Source organism: Robertkochia marina (assembly GCF_004799345.1).
Classification (GTDB): domain Bacteria; phylum Bacteroidota; class Bacteroidia; order Flavobacteriales; family Flavobacteriaceae; genus Robertkochia; species Robertkochia marina.
Window position 1 is genome coordinate 564,769 of record NZ_SSMC01000002.1, and the last position, 21,588, is coordinate 586,356.

A 21,588-nucleotide genomic window follows, 5' to 3' on the forward strand; every position below is an offset into this window, starting at 1 on the left:
AGTTAGAAAAAAGAGGATAGTTTACTTAATTGATAATTCATCATCTATAATCTATCATCCATAATTCATAATTCTCCATTCATAATTCATAAACCATAATCAAAATATGACATACCCCGATATTCCCCTGGCGCAAACCATTGTACATCTCTGCAAGGCCAAGGGTATTCAGCATATTGTGATATCTCCGGGAAGCCGGAATGCTCCTCTCACGATCGGATTCACATCCGATCCGTATTTTTCTACCTATAGTATTGTAGATGAAAGGAGTGCTGCCTTTTTTGCCATGGGAATGGCAATGCAGCAAAAGCAGCCCGTAGTGGTGGTATGTACCTCGGGTTCAGCCTTACTTAATTACTACCCTGCCGTGTCTGAAGCCTTTTACAGTGATGTCCCCCTGGTGGTGATCTCCGCTGACCGTCCGCCGTACCGCATTGACATTGGTGACGGACAAACCATAAGACAGGACAATATTTTTGAAAGACATATTTTATATACCGCTAACCTTAAGCAGGACCTGAGAGAAGATCATAATCCGTTGCATCGCGATCAGGATAGTATTCCTCCTGCCATGGAACTGGCTAAGAATGATGCCACTCTTCAAAAAGGGGTACAGCAGTATAATGAAACGGAGATCAATAATGCGTTAAATACGGCCATAGAAGACAGCGGACCTGTGCACCTTAATGCTCCCTTTGAAGAGCCGCTTTATAACAGGACCGAGGCCATGTCGGTAAGTCCAAAGAATATAGCTATTTCTCCAGTAACTCAAATAATCTCTGAAGAAGAAATCACTACATTGCAAAAGTTGTGGAATGGTGCTGCACGTAAGATCGTTATGGTAGGCGTCCTTCAACCAAATACACTCGAACAAAAATTATTGGATCGCCTGGTGACGGATGATTCGGTGGTCTTACTAACAGAAACCACTTCCAACTTACATCAGAACAGGGCTTTTCCGTTTATCGACAAGTTAATAGCCCCCCTGGAAAAAATGGAGGATGCTACTCTGTTATGGCAAAAACTTCAACCGGAGATCCTGCTTACTTTTGGAGGTATGGTAGTTTCTAAAAAAGTCAAAGCCTTTCTCAGGAAATATCAGCCTAAACACCATTGGCATGTAGACCCTAAGAAGGCTTACGACACCTATTTCTGCCTGGAACGACATATTAAAACCGACATCAATACTTTTCTGAAACGTTTTGTTAACGGAACAATTCCTGTGGCAAACGGATATTTCCCCTATTGGGAAGGTATCCGAAAAAACAGAACCCTTGGCCATCTGGAGTACATGAAGCAGATCCCGTTTTGTGATTTTAAGGTCTATGAACATGTGTTAAAGAAGATCCCTGACGGAACTAATTTGCAACTCAGTAACAGCTCAACCATCAGGTACGCCCAACTGTTTCAATTGAATTCTTCCCTTAAGGTATTCTGTAATCGCGGTACCAGCGGGATTGATGGCAGTACCAGCACTGCCGTAGGAGCTGCCTTTCACGATGAGAATGCTACTGTTATGGTAACCGGCGATTTGAGTTTTTTCTATGATTCAAATGCCTTGTGGAATAATTATCTTAGAAAAGATTTTCGCATTATTGTGATCAATAATGGGGGAGGAGGTATATTCAGAATCCTTCCCGGGGATAAGAACTCTGAAGCATTCAATACCTATTTTGAAACCACCCACGAGCTAAATGCCCGCGGACTCTGTGATACCTTCGGCCTGCGTTATATATTTGCCGAAAATGAGGAAGAATTGATACATGCTTTAGATAGCTTTTATGAAGATACAGAATCCCCTGGCTTATTAGAGGTATTTACTCCCCGTACCGTTAATGATGAGGTGCTTTTGAAGTATTTTAGGTTTTTGGCTGAATGGAATGGGGGAGGTTCTTTATAACACCTTCTATAATGATAAATTCATAAATAAATATAGGCTCCTTCCCCTGGACAGGGGAAGGTGGTCACACTGTAAGTGTGAGCGGAAGGGGTTGATACTGATCTAGGTTTACAACCCACCCCGTCTCGAGGCTTTGCCTCAATCCACCCCTCCCTGACCAGGGAGGGGAACCTAATTTTACTTTAGTTATTGTTAAATGATTTATCCGGGTATTCCGGCGCGGGAGGTACCTCTCTGGGGTCTTCTTCTATTTTTTTGAGAAGATGGTCAATGGCTGCCTGCAATTGTGCATCTTCCCCTTTAAAGGTGGCGTGAGGTTTATTGATCACCTCGATATCGGGAACGAATCCATGGCCTTCAATGAGCCATGCTCCCTCTTCGCCATAAACCCCATTCATGGGTGCCCTGGCGATCCCGTTATCACTGAGACGGTTTACTGAACTTAACCAGATCTCGCCTCCCCAGGTTCTGGCCCCTATACTGGTACCCAGTTCTAAACGTTTGAACCCTTCTGCAAAGGCTTCCCCATCAGAGGCCGTCAATTCGTCTACCAGGATCACCATATGCCCTCTAAAAGCGTATTGCATATTCCAATAGGGTTTTCCGGAGCGTGATTTCCAGTACATCCAGGCCTTACGCATGAGTTTTTCCAGGATAAAACTTTCAATATTACCCCCCCGGTTGTGGCGTACATCGATAATGATACCTTTTCTGTTGAATACAGGGTAGAATTCCCGGTACCATTGATTCAGGTCTGAAGCACCCATGGCTCTAAGGTGTACGTAGCCTACTTGGTTGGCTGTTTTCTTCTCCACAATACGTCGGCGTGAATATTCCCAATCCCTGTATCTCAGACTGAAGTCATTATCCATGGGGCTAACGATCTTTTCGGTTTTTCCGTTCCCGGAGCGAATGGTTAAACGGACCTGTTTCCCGGCCTGGTTGCGCAGTAAGGCGCCAATATGAGGAACATCAAGTACAGGGGTGCCATTTACGGCCTCTATAATATCTCCTTCCTTGATGTTGAGGTAGGGGTCATCCAGGGGGGAGCGTTCGTCAGGATAGTCAGGGTCGGCTTTGTAAATATATTCGATACGGTAGCCACCTTTCTCCGAATCTCTCTTGAGTCGGGCTCCAAGACTGGCAACAGTGATATCGTTATCGTCGGTTCTGGTGTCACCACCTCTTACGCTTGTATGCAGGGCGGCCAGTTCACCTACGTAACGGCCAATAAGGTCAGAAAGCTCTTCACGGGTGGTAATGCGGTCAAGCAGCGGATAATACCGGTTGTACATACCCTTCCAGTCTACTCCATGCATATTGGGATCATAGAAATAATCGCGTTCCATACGCCATGCATCTGTAAAGATTTGCTTCCAGTCTTCTTTGGGAGATATTGGGAACTTCCAGGAAGACATATCAATTTTGTTTTCATTGAGATTTCCTGCTTTTCCTGCTTTTGCCGGAATGGCGTAAAAGTTACCTTGCTTCATAAAAACCAGGTGTTCTTTATTGCCGCTCATTACAAAGCGGTCAACTTCTTCGGCCACGGTTTCTACCTTAGGGTCGTCGTTACTTATTTTAACAGATACCAGGTGGCTTTTTGCATTGACCCCTGTTTCTGAAGAGATAAAGAACAAGGCTTCTTGATTCACTTTCAGGTTTCTGTAATTACCAGGCGCTACAGGGATCTCGGTAAGACGCTCTTTAATGCCATCAAGGTCGATCGCCACCTTTATTCCGGTATCTTCTTCCTGTTTTTTCTTCTTGCTCTTTGATGGAGTGTCTTCCCTTTCTTTTTCAGGAGTGTACAGTTCATCAACAGGGCGAAAAGGTGAGCGCAGGCCTTTAGTCAGAGGCAGGAGATAAAGTTTTTCGCTGGCATCGAAGTAGGGCTCAGGTTGACGGGTGCCCCAGGGAGCCCCTATCAGGCTTTGAAAATTCCGGTCGGAGATCAGGTAGATAAATTTCCCATCCTCACTCCATTGCGGACTGCGGGAATTTGCTCTGTCAGTAGTCAGGGCTGTAGTTTCTCCCGAGGAAAGACTGTAAAGAAGGATCTGGCTCATGGTGTTCTCTGCGGCCTGCTCGAACACGATCCATTTCGAATCCGGCGACCAGGAATGATCGCCTGTGCCTTCTTCATTGGTTGATATGACCGTTACCTTTCCTGATGCTACTTCAAGCAGGTTCATGTGGTTGTTCAGATCATTAAAGGCAATGAACTTTCCGTCCGGAGAAGGTGTGCCCCCAAAACGAAGTATATTACCGTTATTACTGATCTGCTTTTCATCGTCAATACCTAAGGCATCCAGTCGCCAATATTCAAATTCGCCGGATTGATCAGAAAGGGTGTAAATATATTTCCCATCTTCAGAGAAAAAGGCATCGCGATATCGAATGTCTTTTTTAGGAGCAAACTGGACAAATCGGCCCGTTTTTACCGGTGCAATAAAGATGCGGCCTCTTGCCGTTATTACAATGCGTTCTCCTTTAGGATCTGTGTTAACAGAGGTAATGTATTGGGTAGGGTTTTCCACCCATTTTTCTCTCAGCTGATCCAGGTCAGATGGGAGGGTGATCTCCAGCTTTTTAGCTTCACCGTTGGTAATGTCGAGAATCCAAAGATCAGCCCCGTGATGGTACACTATTTGGTTTTCATAGATATCGGCAGATCTTACATCAAAAACCTTATGAGTAGTATGTTGTTTCAGATCGCCTCCTTCTGCAGTCATAGACCAAATATTCATAATTCCATCCCGATCGGTTAAAAAATAAACCCGGCCCTTGTGGTACATCGGATTAAAACTTTCTCCCGCGTAATCGGTTGTGAGTTTCACTGCTTCCTCTTGCCCCTCGGTATATTTCCAGATCTGTCGGGCGGTACCTCCTTTATATCGTTTGGTTACATTCCTGTGATCTCTTGGGCTCACAAAATACACGGTATTCGTAGCAAGGTCCATATCGGCCTCACTGCCCTGGGCCAAAGGTAGAAGATCGTTGGTATGGGCCACCGGGTTATGACTAACCACCTGCAGGTCGGGTAGGGTGGCGTAGGCTGCTGTGTGATAGAGAATCTTTTCAGGACTCACCCAACTTGTGGCGGTGGCCTCTGAATTTTCGTAAGTGATCCTTATCGGGATACCTCCTTCTACGGGCATGGTATAGAGTTCAGAGGGTCCTTCATAGCTGGCAGTGAATACGATCTGCCTTCCATCAGGTGAAAAGACCGGATGGGTTTCAGACTCATGGTGGGTCGTGAGGCGAACGGCCTGCCCTCCCTCTGCAGAAACCTTCCAGAGATCTCCCTCAGCAGAAAAAATGACGGTATTGCCATGTATGGCAGGGAACCGATAATAACCTTGAATATTTTGCCCAAACAACTCAGGAATCAGGCCCCAAAAAAGTACGATCGTCAACAGTGGTAGTGTACTGCCGGAAACAAAAAAGCTTCTTTTCATTATAATACATTGTAGGATTCTTATTATAAAATTATAGGAATCTCTTCAAGGTATGGAAAGCCCTCTGAATTATTTATCAACGAGTTATTCAGCAGGCTCGCGGAGGGAAGCAGAAAAGGTTACTTTTTTTCGTTCGGTTTCCAGGATCCACTGAGAGTCATTTTCACTCAGCGAGATCTTATCTTTCTCAAAGGTGGGCTGGAGATATCTTGTTTTAGGAAGAATAATTTTCAAATTCCAGGTTTTCAGATCGTGCTCAGCGGTATAAGACATCATTCCGTTCTCCTTTTTATAGCTCATGGTTATGGTTCCGTCTGCTACCGGTACATTTTCTAATCGGGCTTCCGGCCAGGAAGATGGCATTTGTGGCTTCAGCAGCAGGGTGTTGGTTGCTGCCTCCGGGCTAAGGCCGAAGAATTGTGATATGATCGGAACGGCGTAGCTGTAAATAGTCCAAGCCTGGGTCATCATACCATAGTCAGGAGATACCTCGTAGATACTTCCTGGAAATGCATAGCTGAAGCTGCGTGTCATTCGTTTGAGGTAATCCAGGGCCTCATCCGGACGTCCATAATTGTTTTCAGCAATGGCTTGTACTCCTGTGGGCAGGGTCATTACGGCTCCCGTATACGAAAACACCTTACTTCCTTTAAAAGAAGAGCTGTCGCTGCCGGCCGACTCATCCCTGTCAATCCCTGTTACAAACACCCCGAAAGGGTTTACGAACCTTTTGGCTGTATTGAGTGCTTTAATAGCTTTTTCCTCAGGGGCGATTCCGGTTTCCATAGGAGTGTTTACCACCCAGTTGTGATGCATTACAAAGGGCCTGGAATGATCGGAAGGGTTATTTTGTATCATTTTCCTGGTCTGCTCCAATTCTTCTATGGCCCAGGGTTTATTCAGGGTGTCTGCTCTCACTATCGCATCTTCTATAAGACGTAACGCCTGCTCGTCAGTACCAATAAAATCTGCGTAAGACTCGAAATCTTCTGACCAAAAACGTTCATTGATAGACTCTTTCAGAAGTCCTGCCTTTCGGTTGTATTCTTCTGCCAGATCATCTTCCCCTAATACCTTAGCCAGGTAGGCTGCGTCGGTATAGGCCTGTTGGGTATACACAGCTACATCGATCATTTCACTGTCAAGTCCGTGAATTTCCATCATCCCAAATCCGTCAGGAAAACCATTCCCATCCTTGTCGGTTGCTGTTTCCAGCCATTGAAGCCCTTTTTTAATGGTAGGGAAATAGGATCTTGCAAACGCCTCATCAGCACTCCAATCGTAAATACGCCTTATCAGGGTAACAAACTGAGGAGTTTCGTTAATGTTACCTTCATTGAAGACAGCCCCATTGGTAGATACTTCATGAACAATTCTACCATTGCCGTTAACGGCCTCTGAGATACTGTCTAATAGTTGAATGGTCTTGTATACGGTTTCCCGCTGCCCGATCATCATATAGCCTTGCAAGGCGTATTCGCTGTCTACGCCAAACCACCAGGGATAGTCCGGAATACCGGCTCCGATACCGGTACCTATTCCGGGAACCTTGCGTACCAGCCAATCGCAGTTGTATTTTAACCAACGGAAGGCCTGCTCTAATTTTTTATCAGGTATGGTAAGTTTTGAGATATCCTCCAAAGCATCATAGCGCATTTTTTTCTGATTCAACAATGCCGGCCAGTTTTTGCTAAGAGAAATAAGTGTGTTCTCAGCCTCAATAGGAGAGCGCAGGGAGCCTGCAATAAAGAATCGAATGGGCAATTGTTCTTCACCCTCCAGCTCCAACTCGAAAACAGAACTTACAGAAGTACCTATGCCTGGATGTGTACTCTCTGAAATAACCTGTTTTACAGGTGCGAGGGAAGAGGTGATAGCGACGCTGGAGGAAGCAGTGGTATCGTTAATGATAATTATATTTTTTGCTTTGTCGATCTTCGCGATATCCTCTCCGTCCTTTAAACCGGTACGCTCTCCCAGCCAGGTTGGCCGGATGTCGCTGTTTGCTGAGAACTCTAATTGGAATTTCACCGGTTTTGAGTCGGTGTTGGTGATTGTGTATTCCAGAACAAGTCCTTCAGTATCATCAGGAATAAACTGCCGCCTTACAATTTTTAAATGCTGAGCCGTCAGTTCAAAGGTATGAGCGTTAGCAAAGGGGTAGTTGGTAAATGCAGTTGCTTTAGTGAGCCGGGTATTGGTATTGTTGGCGCTGATACGAACATCAAAACCATCCAACATTTTCATAGGGTGGTTCCAAAGTCCTCCCATTTCTCCAGGGATATGCCATCCTAACTCCGGAAAACTGCCATCCTGATGGCCCACCAGGTAAAAACGGTTACCTGCCGTTACATAAGGCGTCTGCAGATAATCAGGGTCTCCCGAAATTTTCTCGGTGCCAGAGATCACCGATGACATAGTAGGCGAAAAACTGTCACTGCTGCAGGCAGTGAACAATAGCAGAAATACGATAGATGTAATACAGGTTTTCATAATTATTGGCTATTACCATAAAGTTAATCATAATGTATGAGATGATTTTTTAAAGCCGTGATTTTGAAAAATATGGTGGCAGACATCAGGATTCGGTATTCCTGGGTTAAGAATGGAGATGTTTTTAATTACTTTTGCTATATGATAAAAATTGGAGTTTTTAATACCCTGAATATCCTTAGACATACCTCGGTTGGCTTGTTTTTGGGTGATGATGATGGCAATGAGATACTATTGCCAAATAAATACGTGCCCGAGAATTACCATATAGGTGATACCATTAACGTTTTTTGCTACCTGGATCATGAAGAGAGGCCGGTTGCTGTAACGCTTACACCAAAGATCACCCTGAATTCATTTGCCTTGCTTAAGGTCGCTGATGTAACTGATTTAGGTGCTTTTATGGACTGGGGAATGGAGAAACATCTTTTCGTACCATTTAAAGAACAGGCCAGAAAGATGGAGCTTGGTAAATGGTACCTGGTCTATATGTATGAAGATGAAAAGACCGGTCGTTTGGTGGGAAGCAGCAAAACAGATCGGTTTTTAAGTAATGAGAACGTAGACCTGAATCGTTTTGATGCTGTTGACCTTATTGTATATCGTTACACTGATCTTGGGGTGGAGGTTATTGTTAACGGCAAGTATAAAGGCCTGGTTTATAAAGATGAGATCTATAAAAAACTTCACCTGGGAGAGCGTCTTACCGGGGTGGTGAAAAAAGTGAGAGACGACAATAAAATAGACATTTCCTTAGAGCAGTTAGGTTTTAAGAACCTTGAACCCAGTGCTGAGAAAATACTTAGTGTCTTGGAAGAAAACAGCGGGTTTCTGGGACTGCATGACAAAAGCGATCCTGAAAGGATAAAAGAAGTCCTGGGCATGAGCAAGAAGAGCTTTAAGAAGGCGATAGGAGTGCTGTATAAAAAGAAGAATATTCGGATCGAAGACGATGGGATCTATCGTATATGACGTAAAATCGTACACAATTAGAAGAAATTTCATAAATTCATAACCAAATAGATTAATAATGAGCGTGATACCAAATCCGAAATGGAAAACCGTTAAGGAGTATGAAGATATAACGTATAAGAAGTGTGATGGAGTAGCCAGGATAGCCTTTAACAGGCCGAATGTAAGGAATGCTTTTCGTCCCAAAACGGTGGGAGAACTTTTCGAAGCTTTTTTAGATGCCAGGGAAGACACCTCTATTGGGGTGGTTTTACTTTCAGCAGAAGGACCTTCATCTAAAGACGGGGTATATTCTTTTTGCAGCGGGGGCGACCAGAATGCCCGCGGACACCAGGGGTATGTTGATGATGATGGGATGCCTCGATTAAACATTCTTGAAGTACAGCGTCTGATCAGATTCATGCCTAAGGTTGTTATCGCTGTGGTACCTGGTTGGGCCGTTGGTGGGGGGCATAGTTTGCACGTAACCTGCGATCTTACCCTTGCCAGTAAAGAACATGCAATTTTTAAGCAAACGGATGCCGATGTAACCAGTTTTGACGGAGGATATGGTTCGGCCTATCTCGCCAAAATGGTAGGGCAGAAGCGTGCCAGAGAGATATTTTTCCTTGGAAGAAATTACTCTGCGCAGGAGGCCTTTGACATGGGGATGGTAAATGCCGTTGTTTCTCATGCAGACCTCGAGCAAACCGCCTGGGAATGGGCACGTGAGATCCTTGCCAAGTCGCCTACCTCGATTAAAATGCTCAAATTTGCCTTTAATCTTACTGATGATGGCATGGTAGGCCAACAGGTATTTGCCGGAGAGGCCACCCGACTGGCTTATATGACTGATGAGGCTAAAGAAGGTAGAAATGCCTTTTTAGAGAAGCGAAAGCCCGATTTTAAAGATATTAAATGGATACCTTAACATAATTTGTAACACCCCATAAAATCTATGTACCATGCCCTTTGTTGAAGAGAAACACCTGGTTGATTTTCACCGGCATTTGGAGGAGAAGGAGATTTCAGAAGAACGACTGGCCCGTGAACTAAGAAAACAACGAATGTTGAGCAGAAAATACCGAAACACCAATAAACGCCTCTTATGGTCGTTGGTTGGATGTATGGTGTTGCTTCTTGCCGGTTACCTTTTATACCTGAAAGACCCTTCACTATTCATCGATGAAAGCCGGTTGAATGATCCTGACAGGGTCATACTTAATAAAGGGCAGTGGTTAGAGATCCAGCAAAACCTCGATGGCAAGGCCAAAGAGGTAGATGAGCTGAAGAATATTCTGAATAGTCTTGACTATCGTGGTCTGAACCAGGAGACCATCTATACGGTGCAGGTGGCTGCGCTGACCAATGAAAATGTTTCTTTGGTGTCTAATGATCTCGTGAATATGGCGGTTTATAAGGATGTTGAATACAATAAATTTGCATTAGGCAATTACACCACACTTGAGGAGGCATTACAATTAAGAGATGTGTTGATCTCTTTAGGGTTTGAAGATGCCTTTGTAGCTTCTTATAAGAATGGTAAGCGCCTTAAAATTGAAGATTCTGCAATTAAATGAGTAACATAAAGGCATTTGTTTCTGCCGCAAGACTACGAACTTTACCTCTTTCATTATCCGGTATTGTAGCCGGAACCGGAATGGCCGCTTCAGAAGGATTGTTTGATCCGGCTGTTTTTACGCTTGCACTGATCACCACCATAGGATTGCAGGTGCTTTCCAATTTTGCCAATGATTATGGAGATGGCGTGAAGGGGACTGATAACGATGAACGTGTTGGGCCTCAAAGAGCCTTGCAGTCCGGTCTGATTACTCCAGCGGCCATGAAGAAAGCAGTGATTATGACTGCTTTGATTACCCTTTTCACGGCCGTCGCGCTGATCTTTGCGGCCTTTGGAAGCGATAGGTTCTATTATTCACTATTGTTTTTTTTACTGGGAGTGGCGGCCATCGCTGCTGCCATCAAGTACACCGTGGGAGATTCAGCCTATGGATACAGGGGGCTGGGTGATGTTTTTGTTTTTATTTTTTTCGGACTTGTAAGTGTGGTGGGGAGTTATTTTCTTTATACGAAGGAATTGTCGGTCACGGCCTGGTTGCCGGGAATAAGCATTGGTTTTCTAAGCGTAGGGGTTCTTAACCTCAATAACCTCAGAGACCGAAAAAGCGATCAAAAATCAGGAAAAAACACCCTGGTGGTCATCCTAGGATCGAGAAAGGCACGAATCTATCATAACAGCCTGATCATTTTAGCTATGGTTTTTTCGCTCATATATCTAGGAGTTAATTACCAAAGTCCTGTAAATCTGTTATGGCTGCTATCTTTCCTTCCTTTGGCGTTTCACCTTAAAAGATTCAACCAAACAAAGGAGGATGAAGCGGTTGATCCTGAACTTAAGAAACTGGCAATCAGCACCTTTGTGTTCTCGGTGTTGTTTTTTATAAGTTTTAATATTTTTTTGTAGCTTTATTAGCACAAACTAACACAACTTTTGCCTTGGACCAACTTATCAAAATTCTCATTGTAGAAGACAATGTGATCATCGCAGATGATATGCAATCGATGCTTGAAGAGATCGGTTATAACATTGTCGCCAACGTTGTGGATTATGAAAGTGCTATCGAAGTTCTTGAAAATGAGCATGTAGATCTGGCACTGCTCGATGTGATCCTTGCCACTGAAAAGACGGGAATCGATATCGGGAAATACATCCGCGAAAAGAAGAACATCCCATTTATTTTTGTCACCTCCAACTCAGACAAAGCAACTGTTGAAAATGCTAAGTCTGTCAAGCCGAATGGGTACCTGGTAAAGCCTTTTGAACAGCAGGATCTCTTTACTTCCATTGAGATCGCGCTGTCTAACTTTAACGAGCAGGCGGCGGCAAGCTCCACCAATGATCGGGAAGTAAGCGGCAGTAACTCAATACTTCGCAACTCTATCTTTGTCAAAAAGAACCAACACTACCATCGCATACCTTTTGATGACATCAAATATGTGAAGGCAGACAATGTTTATTTGGAGGTGCATACCAAAGACAAGAGTTACCTGGTGCGCTCTGCCATGAAAGACTATATTGAGAAGCTTCCTTCTCAACAGTTCTACCGGGCGCATAAGTCGTATATTGTAAATCTTGATCATATTGAAGCCATTAATACGAGAGATATCGTCATCAATGGGGAGATCATTCCGATCTCTAAGGATTTCAGGGAATTCATTCTCGCCAATATGAACTCGTAACTGCAAGACCAATAGAACGTTTGCATTTACAACAAGAAAGGCAAGTCTTACAACATATATTTTAATGGGGGATATTCCTGGTCTATATTAGCAGGGTTGTTAGTTTGATACTGATACATCGCCCTAAATGTTATCAGTTTAATATTCCTCGAATCGATCCAATAACCAACCTACAAAATTGGATAATGAAAAAAGCTCCGGAGAAATTCGGGGCTTTTTTTATTAGTTAGCAGTTTGCAGTTTACAGTTAACTAATGATTTCGTCTTCGCGAGTTTACCTGTCAGTAGACGGGACCTATGAAATTGTATTTCTTGTGGAGGATGATGACGGTAAATGCAAAGGTGCAAAGTAGCTAAGAAGCTAAGAAGCAAAGGGTCCATAATTATCCCAACCGTAAATTATATATGGTTCGTCTTCGCGAAACCTGTAGCGCAGGTTGTGGCGATCTCCCGGTTATACCTCTATGCCTATTTTTGATCTTTCATCACCAAAGCCAATTTTGAAAACGTTTTTACCCTCCCCTTTTTTAAGGGGAGGTGGTTTTGTATAGCAAAACCGGAGGGGTCTAAGGACGACCGAGCGTTAAAAAAAGGTCTGGAAGACCATTTTAGCTATGGGGCCAGGGGGCGGGCTGGGAGTAAGGACGGGGTGGTTAAAAGGTACAAAACCGGAAGGAGTTGTAAGTGAGCTTAACTTCAATCAACCCGCCCCGTCTCAGGGTTTTATCCTGATCCACCCCGACCTGTCCAGGGTGGGGAGCCTCCTATAATTTTTACTTGATTAAAATTCGTTAACGTTAGGGCCCCCATATCCCCATATCCCAACTTCACAACAACTTCGGCCACCTTCACAACAAACAATTTGTAATAAGGGTATTCCTACATACTTTAGAGGTGTTGATACGAAAGAGTTGATTAATAGCATAACAACTTGTTTCATAAAAATTTTGCCCTGAAAACGAGTTTTAAGTCGCCCCTTAGAACTCGTTTTTTTTTCTTTTGATCATCAACGCAATACGTTTTTTGTCATAGAGAGATGCTTAATTAAATGTTGTTTATTCTTACTTTTTTTCTTTTATTCTCGTACATTTAATTTTGCTATAAGGAACTGAGATTCACAACAGCTTTCTGTGGTTATACAACAAAAGTTTAGGGGTTGTTGTGAATTGAGTTAAGTTTATCCTGCTGTTAAAATGTTATAAAGTATTAAGGTGAGTGCGATCTTGCCTAAACAATGGTAAAAAAAGCCTAAATGCGCATTTAGGCTTTTTTTAAATTAAAAGCAGCAGGTTTACCCCTAACAAGAAAGTGTATTGAGAAAAAAATTACTTCATACAAAATTTATCGGTTTTCTTCTTTGCCTGCTTCTGTCCTGGCCACTATTGGCACAGTCTGAGCCCAGAGATGCCTACTCTGCCTTTATGCAGTCTGAAGATGTTGAAGCACGATTCGATGTCTTTTTTGACATGGATCAGAGGTATGTGGGTATTACGGCCTACCGCTGGAAGGAGAAAATTGAGGATATCATAAAACGAATCAATACTGCTGAAGATCCTTATTCCAAGCCCTATTATGAAACCATGCTTTGCAGGTTGTATTATGACATGGGCGATTTTGAAAAAGGGGCCTACCTCGCCGATAAGCTGCTGGAAGACGGTGCTAATCTTGATGTAAAGGTAAAGCGTACCCTGCTTAGGGTGGCCGATCGTATTTATGCAGAAATGCTGCTGTATGATAAGCAGTTAAAAGTTCGCAAGGAACAGGAAAAACTGGCAGAGAAGGTTGAATTGTATTCGGTATATGCCAACCTGGGGCTATATCGTCAGGCCTTGTTTGATTACGAGATCCGTAACCCTTATGATTCTATCGCTAAGAAAGGAAATTTCGCACTGGCCAAATACTATAAGGACCGGGCAGACTTTAAAAGACTTGATGGAGGACTGCCGCTTTCTGCTATCAAAGAATATGAAAGTGCCCTTTCACTCATCGAAGATTATATCAATATTCAAGGTATCAGTTCGGAAGCCGAGTTCAGGGAGGCTCTTTTTCTCGGAGGACAGATCCATGGAGGGATTGGAAAGTGTAAATTGGCACTTGGTGAATACCGTAAAGCCATATCCTACCTGGAAGAAGGCGTGTCTTCAGGAAAGTTCTACGAACAGGGCAAATTTCCTTATCATACCTCTGAATACTGGACGGATCTCGCTGAATGCTATTTGAAGGATTCCAACTATGAGATCGCCAAGCTATACCTTGATAGTATAGAAAGTGTTGGCAAATTGGCTCCTTCCAATAAAATGCGGTTCTACCATCTTAAGGCCGATTATTTTTTGGGTACAGAGCGACCGGTAATGGCGGCATCATATTTAAACCGCTACTCTAAAGGAAGGGATTCTATAGAAAAGAGCGTTATGGGCAAGCAATTGCTCGGACAGTTCGTGGCTTTTGATATTGACCAGCAAACCAAGTTGAAGCTCGAAAAACAAAAGCAGGATCTGGAGAGAAATAAGAATGAGATCCTTGAACGCGAAAAGATCATTTACCTGAGTATTGTAGCCTTGCTTTTTAGTTTGCTTTGTGTGGTAGCCCTGATCGTTGCCTATTTAAAGAGTGTCAAGAACAAAAAACTCATTGAAAATCAGAAACAGATCATTGAGGATTCTCTTATTGAGAAAGATTCGCTCCTAAAGGAGATTCACCACAGGGTAAAGAACAACCTGCAAATGGTATCGAGTTTATTAAGCCTGCAATCCAAAAATACTCGTAGTCGAGCCGCGATCAATGCGCTGGAGGAAGGACAGAGTCGTGTTAAAGCCATGGCCCTGATCCATCAGAAATTGTATCAGAACGACGATCTTTCTGTCATCGAGATGCAGGAATATATTGAATCTTTGGTGGCTTCTATACATTCAGTATTTAAAAAGGAGGGATATCAAACCAATATTCACATCGATGCCGAACAAACCAGGCTTGATGTTGATAGGGCCATTCCTATCGGACTTATTCTGAATGAACTGGTCTCAAACTCCTTTAAATATGCCTTTGCAGAGAATAAGGAAGGAAATATTTATATCAGACTTCAGAGCGATGGTGAAGAATATTCCTTTGAGTACAAGGACGACGGGAAAGGACTTCCGGACGATTTTGAGCAGACCTCTGTAGGTTCAATGGGGTTACGATTGATCAGACGTCTGGCCAATCAGCTGAGATCCAATCTTCAGATAGATACCCAGGCTGCAGGAGCACGCTTCTGGTTTAATTTCGGGTAAATTTTACTACATTTAAAGGTGTCAATCTAAAGTATTTTATATGAAAATCACCTTTTATGGCCACGCTGCTTTCGGAATCGAGGTAAGTGGAAGCCATCTTGTTGTAGATCCTTTTATTTCCGGTAATGAAAAGGCATCAGCCATTGATGTTGATGCAATCAAGGCAGATGTTATTCTGGTGACCCATGCACACCAGGATCATATCCTGGATGTTGAACGCATCGCAGGGAATACCGGGGCCACCATTGTGTCTAATTATGAGATCGCTTCGTACTTCGGAAATAAAGGTTTTGAGATGCATCCGCTGAATCATGGAGGGGCACAGCATTTTGATTTTGGAAAGGTAAAATATGTCAATGCTATTCATACATCTTCATTCCCTGACGGCTCTTATGGCGGACAACCGGGAGGTTTTGTAATCGAAGGGGAACATAAAAATATCTATATAGCCGGGGATACTGCTCTTACGATGGATATGAAGCTAATCCCTTTGCAGACTTCACTTGACCTGGCGATACTGCCTATTGGAGATAATTTCACCATGGGGGTTGACGATGCTATTATAGCCTCTGATTTCCTGGAATGCGATAAGATCCTTGGCTGCCATTATGATACCTTTGGATATATTGAGATTGATCATGAAGAAGCTAAGAGAAAATTCTTCGATCATAAGAAAGATCTGATGCTCCTTGAGATCGGAGAAAGTATTGAATTGTAAATGAGAGGAAGATATTTCAGGCACATCCTGAACTTTAAACGACCCAGTGGGACCTCCAGGGGGGTATTAACCACCAAAGAAACCTGGTACTTAATTCTTGAGGAAAAAGGGAGAACGGGGATAGGAGAATGTGGTATTCTCAGAACCCTGAGCATTGATGACCGGCCCGATTATGAGGATAAATTGATCTGGTTATGTGATCATTTGCATCTGGAGCCCCATGAGATCTATGAGGCCTTAAAAGAATTCCCGTCTATTGTTTTTGGCTGGGAGCAAGCACTGTTGTCATTAAGATCGGAATCTCCTTTCATACTATTTCCTTCTGATTTTACAGCCGGCAAGCAGGGGATACCTATTAATGGATTGATATGGATGGGAGATCCGGAATTTATGCAGGAACAGATCTCTGATAAACTAAAGGAGGGCTTTTCTTGTATAAAAATGAAGATCGGAGCCATCGACTTCGACACTGAGGTCAGGCTTTTAAAAGAAATTCGCAAGAAGTTTGGTCGGGAAGATGTTGAATTGCGGGTAGACGCCAACGGGGCCTTTTCTGAAAAAGAAGCCCTTAAAAAGCTCGAGATCCTGAGCCGGCTTGATCTGCATTCCATAGAACAACCTATAAAAGCCGGAAACCCGGAAGCCATGGAGAAGCTGTGCCGAAATACGCCCCTTCCCATTGCGCTCGACGAAGAACTTATCGGGGTGTTTGATTATGAAGACCGCAAGTCATTACTTACGACTGTCAAACCTCAGTACATCATTCTTAAACCCAGTCTTGTAGGTGGGTTTAAAAGTAGTGATCAATGGATAGATCTTGCTGGAGAAGTCAATGCCGGATGGTGGCTCACCAGTGCCCTGGAAAGCAATATAGGTCTTAATGCTATTGCTCAATACACGTACGAACAAAAGAATCCCATGCCACAGGGCCTTGGTACCGGAAGCCTTTTTACCAATAATATTGAGGCGCCCTTAAGAGTTGATAATGGGTTACTTAGCTATAACGCGGAAAAAAAATGGGATTTACCTGCTGAATGGGGTGTAACATTTTAAAAAGTCAGACTACTTATGTGGATGATGTATTGAAGGAATCGAGAGTCGTGAGCCGAGAGTGGGGGCGTAGATGATGAATGATGAATTATGAATGATGAATGATGCTTTACGGAGTTAACTGTGGCAATATCCCTGTTTGAATACTGGGTATTTAATGTACTAGAATGAAGAAAATTAAGGTCCTTCGCATCGCCTGCCGCTGCTCAGGATCTCTGTTGGTTTTAATGCCAACGGTATAGTAACCAATAACAAATCTGCAAACTACTAACTGCAACCTGCAAACTGAAAACTGAACATATGTATATCGAACAAGCTTATAAAGGAAAACCGGAGCTTTGGAAATACTTGATCATTCCCGGACTGTTTCTCGGCTATATGGCCTTGAATTTTGTGGTGATGGCCTTTCTACCCCAAGGCGATATTGAAGAATTAATGGCGCAGATGATCGCCGAGATGGGAGAGATCAACTTTCTGATCCAGATGCTGCTCCCATTTGCCGTAGCGCTGGGCCTATTGTTCTTATGGGTGAAATATATTCATAAGCAATCTATTACTTCTCTGACCACCTCCCGTGATCGGATAGACTGGGGCAGGATCTTCTTTGCCTTTTTTCTTTGGGGAATACTCACCACCATATTTGTGTTTGTTGATTACAAATTAGAGCCCGAAAACTACGAATGGAATTTTGATATGTCTCTGTTCTTACAACTTGCTGCAGTGGCCATCCTGCTCATACCTTTACAAACGAGCTTTGAAGAATATTTCTTCAGAGGATACCTGATACAAGGACTGGGTATTTATGCAGGAAACCGCTGGATTCCCCTGGTGATCACTTCTCTTTTCTTTGGATTACTTCACCTCGGCAATCCTGAGGTAGGTAAATTAGGATATGGCATTATGATCTATTATATAGGTACCGGATTTTTCCTGGGAGTTATAACCCTGATGGATGAAGGTTTAGAACTGGCTTTAGGTTTTCATGCTGCTAACAACCTCTTTACGGCCTTATTGGTTACTGCTAATTGGACTGCTTTTCAAACGCCGTCGGTATTAAGAGAAGTATCGCAGCCGTCCCTGGGGTATGATGTTCTCGTACCCGTTTTTGTGGTATTCCCTTTACTGATCCTGATATTCAGCAAACGTTATCGCTGGACGAACTGGAAGGAACGGCTTGCAGGAAAGGTAGCCGGTAATGAAGTGGCAGGTGCAGTTAGTAGCTAATGGAATTCGGCTTCCCGGCTTTGTTCCCAACCGAAATAGAAGTAATTTTACAGTATGAAACTCACTTACGATAAGATCCATTTAAAGTTCCGTCTTAACGGACATTATTTTGACAGAGAACATCTTCAGGAAGTTGCTTATAGCTTTGTTAAGGAAGGTAAACCATTTGAAAAGTCAGTTGGAGACTTTCTGATGGATTGGTTAGATCATAATGATCACATTACAGTAACCACCTCCGGTTCTACCGGATCTCCCAAGACCGTACGGTTGAAGAAGCAGCACATGGTTAATTCTGCCCTTACCTCAGGAGATTTCTTTAAGATCACAGTGGGTGATTCGGCTTTACACTGTTTGCCGGCAGATTATATTGCCGGAAAAATGATGTTGGTTAGGGCTATGGTGCTGGGATTAGAGATCGACCTGATAGAGCCAACCACAAATCCGATGCACGGGATCGAGAAAAGGTATGATTTTGCAGCTATGACCCCAATGCAGGTGCAGAATTCTTTATCTCAACTGAATCAGATCAAAAAACTTATTGTGGGCGGTGCCCCGGTGAGTCGTGAGCTGGTGGAAAGCCTCCAGAACAAAAGAACCCTGGTCTTTGAAACCTATGGCATGACAGAAACGGTAACACATATCGCAGCCCGTCAATTAAACCATTTTCGTAATGCTGAGGAAGTAGAGTCTTCTTATTTTAAAGTGCTTCCCAAGGTGAGCATTAAAAAAGATGAAAGGGGATGCCTGGTGATCGATGCTCCGCAAATTAGTAAAGAAACCATTGTAACCAATGACCTTATCAATATCAAAGAAGATGATCAGTTTGAATGGCTTGGCCGCTATGATAATATTATTAATTCAGGAGGGATAAAGCTTATTCCTGAACTTATTGAAGAGAAGTTCTCACAGGCATTGGAAAAGCGATTTTTTGTCTGCGGGGTGCCTGATAGTGAACTGGGTGATAAGCTGGTTATGGTGATCGAAGATAAAAACAGTCGGGAAAACGAGTATTGGGAGCTTCTAAGAAAGGTAGAAGGCCTGGATAAATATGAAATGCCCAAGACCCTGCTGTTTACAGAATGTTTTGAGGAGACCGAAAACGGCAAGGTCATTCGTAAATCTACCCTGGAAAAGATCATCGGTTAATTTTTAGCAACAGCACAAAGAAGAGGAGTAAGGAAATTTTATAGATTCCTGCCTACTTATTCTTGACTGTCTGCTGACAGCGTTTATGATATAATTGTTACCCGAAGAAGAAAAGAATATCGGTTCTACTATCCCATAATTTTCCCTTCCCCATTCCCAAAAGGGTGGGTGAACATTTGCAAAATGTAGCTACTCCCGACTCTCTACTCTCTACTGCTGCATTTTAAAATAATAATCTGCAGAGTGTTTTCCACTACCATAGAAGAAAAAGAAAACACAGAGTCCTAATGCAACCAATGAGAGGATCAGGTTGGCAGTGTTCATTTCTCCTACAAAATTAATAGCCACGGCTCCGATTAAAATAGGAAGCTGAGCGGCTGCAGACCATCGGGTAAGCAAACCAAAGGCAATGAGCAGTCCGCCTACCATATGTGCCGGAGCTACATAATGTATAAGCATCATAGAGCCCATCCAGCCTCTAAGGGGTTCAATGATCTCAGAGAGATATTGGCTGTTTACAATGAATTTGGTTCCTTTAAGGAATAGAAATACACCCAGGGCGATTCGGATCAGGTCGAGCGGGTAATAAGTGTGCGCATTTGCCCACTTATTGAGGTTTTTAACAGTTTCCATAATTAGTTTGTTTACCTATAATTTACTAAAAATCAGCGACATATAAACATATGAATGTTTTTGGTTTTAATATGTGATGTATATGAAGTATTTTTCTGATAAAATTTTAAAGATGTTGAGAATATTATGTTTCCTGCTATTTGGGTTACACCTTGCAGGTGCCCAGGATATTTTGTCCGAAAGAGAACGGGCAGAGGTAGTAAATGAGATCCTTGAAGAGCGAATAAATGAATTGCTCCCTGAGCTTATGGATAAGGCCGGGATCGACATGTGGGTATTGATCTCCAGGGAATACAACGAAGATCCGGTATTAAAAACCATGTTGCCTGCTACCTGGCTTAATGCCAGAAGGCGCACAATAATCTTATTCTACCGGGATAAAGAAAAGAACAGTATTGAGAAGCTGGCGGTTGCCCGATATGATTTCGGAGAGCAAATCAAGGGAGCCTGGGATAAAGAAAAACAACCGGATCAATGGGCGCGACTTGTTGAATTGATCGAAGAGCGGGATCCTGATAAGATCGCCTTAAATTATTCAGAACACTTTAATATCGCCGATGGGCTGGTCCATACTGATTTTGAGGAGTTCAGTGAGTACTTGCCCTCTAAATATCAAAAAAGAATGGTCTCTGCAGAACCTCTGGCAGTAGGGTGGATAGAAACGCGTACTCCCAGGGAAATGGTAATCTATGAACAACTGGTTGAGATCACTCATAATATTATTGCAGAAGCATTTTCCGAAGAGGTGATCACCCCCGGAGTAACCACTACCTCAGACGTGGTATGGTGGATGCGTGATAAGGTGACCGAGCTTGGACTTGAAACCTGGTTTCACCCTACAGTTGATGTACAAAGAACGGCAGAGGAGTCTGCTGGGAGGCTGTATGCCTTTTCAGAGCGCCCTGAGAATGAGGTGATCATGCCGGGTGATCTGTTGCATTGCGATTTTGGAATTACCTACCTGAGATTAAATACCGATTGCCAGGAACTTGCCTATGTTTTGAAACCCGGAGAAAAGCAAGCCCCTGAATACCTGCGAAAAGCTTTAAAAGACGGGAACAGGGTTCAGGACATTCTTACCGAAAATTTTGAGACAGGAAAAAGCGGTAACGATATCCTTCTAAGGTCTTTGCAACAAGGTAAGGATGAAGGGTTGCGTCCTGCTATTTATACACATCCGCTTGGAAGTTACGGGCATTCTGCCGGTCCGACCATCGGAATGTGGGACAGCCAGGGGGGTGTTCCCGGTGATGGAGAATATACCTTAAATACCAATACGGTCTATGCCATTGAATTAAATACAACGGTAACGCTTCCTGAATGGAACCGGGATATCCGGATCATGCTGGAAGAAGCCGGATTCTGGGGAGAAAACGGCTTTCGCTATGTGAAGGGGCGTCAAACAGACCTGCTTTTAATTCCGCGTGTAAAAGATCATCTTGGAGAGTAGTTTTATGGATGATGAATGATGGATGATGAATG

15 protein-coding genes are annotated in these 21,588 nt (G+C 43.3%); 12 read left to right on the top strand and 3 right to left on the bottom strand.

Annotated elements, in window-relative coordinates; translation table 11 throughout:
* The first annotated feature begins 106 nt into the window (after positions 1 to 106).
* The gene (menD, locus tag E7Z59_RS08940) at positions 107 to 1,900 is read left to right on the top strand and encodes a 2-succinyl-5-enolpyruvyl-6-hydroxy-3-cyclohexene-1-carboxylic-acid synthase (RefSeq protein WP_136335971.1); all 1,794 of its coding nucleotides are present in this window, start codon (positions 107 to 109) and stop codon (positions 1,898 to 1,900) included.
* A gap of 182 nt (positions 1,901 to 2,082) precedes the next feature.
* Here the strand turns inward: menD and E7Z59_RS08945 are convergent, their stop codons facing one another.
* Positions 2,083 to 5,361 (bottom strand): S41 family peptidase, encoded by a 3,279-nt coding sequence (locus E7Z59_RS08945; protein ID WP_136335972.1) that lies wholly within the window; start codon positions 5,359 to 5,361, stop codon positions 2,083 to 2,085.
* A gap of 84 nt (positions 5,362 to 5,445) precedes the next feature.
* Complete coding sequence (locus tag E7Z59_RS08950) at positions 5,446 to 7,854, bottom strand: glycogen debranching N-terminal domain-containing protein (protein WP_136335973.1); 2,409 nt, start codon at positions 7,852 to 7,854, stop codon at positions 5,446 to 5,448.
* 141 nt (positions 7,855 to 7,995) lie between these two features.
* Here E7Z59_RS08950 and E7Z59_RS08955 point away from each other — a divergent pair, with 141 nt between their 5' ends.
* From E7Z59_RS08955 to E7Z59_RS09000, 10 genes are all read left to right on the top strand, one after another.
* Entirely contained in the window at positions 7,996 to 8,826 is an 831-nt protein-coding gene (locus E7Z59_RS08955; RefSeq protein WP_136336322.1) for a CvfB family protein, read from the top strand.
* 58 nt (positions 8,827 to 8,884) lie between these two features.
* Entirely contained in the window at positions 8,885 to 9,736 is an 852-nt protein-coding gene (locus E7Z59_RS08960) for a 1,4-dihydroxy-2-naphthoyl-CoA synthase (protein ID WP_136335974.1), read from the top strand.
* A gap of 34 nt (positions 9,737 to 9,770) precedes the next feature.
* Positions 9,771 to 10,385, top strand: a complete 615-nt coding sequence (locus E7Z59_RS08965) for an SPOR domain-containing protein (protein WP_136335975.1) — start codon at positions 9,771 to 9,773, stop codon at positions 10,383 to 10,385.
* Positions 10,382 to 11,290 carry a 1,4-dihydroxy-2-naphthoate octaprenyltransferase gene (menA, locus tag E7Z59_RS08970; RefSeq protein ID WP_136335976.1) on the top strand — a complete coding sequence of 303 codons (909 nt, stop codon included), beginning with the start codon at positions 10,382 to 10,384 and terminating at the stop codon, positions 11,288 to 11,290. Before E7Z59_RS08965 ends, menA begins: the two co-directional genes overlap by 4 nt.
* A 32-nt stretch (positions 11,291 to 11,322) precedes the next feature.
* A complete protein-coding gene (locus tag E7Z59_RS08975) occupies positions 11,323 to 12,066 on the top strand; it encodes a LytR/AlgR family response regulator transcription factor (RefSeq protein WP_136335977.1) in 744 nt (247 codons plus the stop codon).
* A gap of 1,313 nt (positions 12,067 to 13,379) precedes the next feature.
* Positions 13,380 to 15,335: a sensor histidine kinase gene (locus tag E7Z59_RS08980; RefSeq protein ID WP_136335978.1), complete on the top strand. Its 1,956-nt coding sequence runs from the start codon at positions 13,380 to 13,382 to the stop codon at positions 15,333 to 15,335.
* A gap of 40 nt (positions 15,336 to 15,375) precedes the next feature.
* Positions 15,376 to 16,053 carry a metal-dependent hydrolase gene (locus E7Z59_RS08985; RefSeq protein WP_136335979.1) on the top strand — a complete coding sequence of 226 codons (678 nt, stop codon included), beginning with the start codon at positions 15,376 to 15,378 and terminating at the stop codon, positions 16,051 to 16,053.
* Entirely contained in the window at positions 16,054 to 17,106 is a 1,053-nt protein-coding gene (locus tag E7Z59_RS08990) for an o-succinylbenzoate synthase (RefSeq protein ID WP_136335980.1), read from the top strand.
* A gap of 297 nt (positions 17,107 to 17,403) precedes the next feature.
* Positions 17,404 to 18,327 (top strand): CPBP family intramembrane glutamic endopeptidase, encoded by a 924-nt coding sequence (locus tag E7Z59_RS08995; RefSeq protein ID WP_136335981.1) that lies wholly within the window; start codon positions 17,404 to 17,406, stop codon positions 18,325 to 18,327.
* 54 nt (positions 18,328 to 18,381) lie between these two features.
* On the top strand, positions 18,382 to 19,473 hold the full coding sequence (locus E7Z59_RS09000; RefSeq protein WP_136335982.1) for an AMP-binding protein: 1,092 nt from the start codon (positions 18,382 to 18,384) through the stop codon (positions 19,471 to 19,473).
* 210 nt (positions 19,474 to 19,683) lie between these two features.
* Here the strand turns inward: E7Z59_RS09000 and E7Z59_RS09005 are convergent, their stop codons facing one another.
* The gene (locus E7Z59_RS09005; protein ID WP_136335983.1) at positions 19,684 to 20,106 is read right to left on the bottom strand and encodes a DoxX family protein; all 423 of its coding nucleotides are present in this window, start codon (positions 20,104 to 20,106) and stop codon (positions 19,684 to 19,686) included.
* A 112-nt stretch (positions 20,107 to 20,218) separates the two neighbouring features.
* Between E7Z59_RS09005 and E7Z59_RS09010 the strand changes: the two genes are divergently transcribed.
* Positions 20,219 to 21,556 (top strand): M24 family metallopeptidase, encoded by a 1,338-nt coding sequence (locus E7Z59_RS09010; RefSeq protein ID WP_136335984.1) that lies wholly within the window; start codon positions 20,219 to 20,221, stop codon positions 21,554 to 21,556.
* The last annotated feature ends 32 nt before the right edge of the window (positions 21,557 to 21,588 follow it).

Bases quoted from the DNA above. Each gene is read 5' to 3' on its own strand.
- E7Z59_RS09005 (WP_136335983.1), bottom strand. From the start codon at position 20,106: ATGGAAACTGTTAAAAACCTCAATAAGTGGGCAAATGCGCACACTTAT.
- E7Z59_RS08950 (WP_136335973.1), bottom strand. From the start codon at position 7,854: ATGAAAACCTGTATTACATCTATCGTATTTCTGCTATTGTTCACTGCC.
- E7Z59_RS08965 (WP_136335975.1), top strand. From the start codon at position 9,771: ATGCCCTTTGTTGAAGAGAAACACCTGGTTGATTTTCACCGGCATTTG.
- E7Z59_RS09000 (WP_136335982.1), top strand. From the start codon at position 18,382: ATGAAACTCACTTACGATAAGATCCATTTAAAGTTCCGTCTTAACGGA.
- menA (WP_136335976.1), top strand. From the start codon at position 10,382: ATGAGTAACATAAAGGCATTTGTTTCTGCCGCAAGACTACGAACTTTA.
- E7Z59_RS08990 (WP_136335980.1), top strand. From the start codon at position 16,054: ATGAGAGGAAGATATTTCAGGCACATCCTGAACTTTAAACGACCCAGT.
- E7Z59_RS08960 (WP_136335974.1), top strand. From the start codon at position 8,885: ATGAGCGTGATACCAAATCCGAAATGGAAAACCGTTAAGGAGTATGAA.
- E7Z59_RS08985 (WP_136335979.1), top strand. From the start codon at position 15,376: ATGAAAATCACCTTTTATGGCCACGCTGCTTTCGGAATCGAGGTAAGT.
- E7Z59_RS09010 (WP_136335984.1), top strand. From the start codon at position 20,219: ATGTTGAGAATATTATGTTTCCTGCTATTTGGGTTACACCTTGCAGGT.
- E7Z59_RS08995 (WP_136335981.1), top strand. From the start codon at position 17,404: ATGTATATCGAACAAGCTTATAAAGGAAAACCGGAGCTTTGGAAATAC.
- menD (WP_136335971.1), top strand. From the start codon at position 107: ATGACATACCCCGATATTCCCCTGGCGCAAACCATTGTACATCTCTGC.
- E7Z59_RS08945 (WP_136335972.1), bottom strand. From the start codon at position 5,361: ATGAAAAGAAGCTTTTTTGTTTCCGGCAGTACACTACCACTGTTGACG.
- E7Z59_RS08955 (WP_136336322.1), top strand. From the start codon at position 7,996: ATGATAAAAATTGGAGTTTTTAATACCCTGAATATCCTTAGACATACC.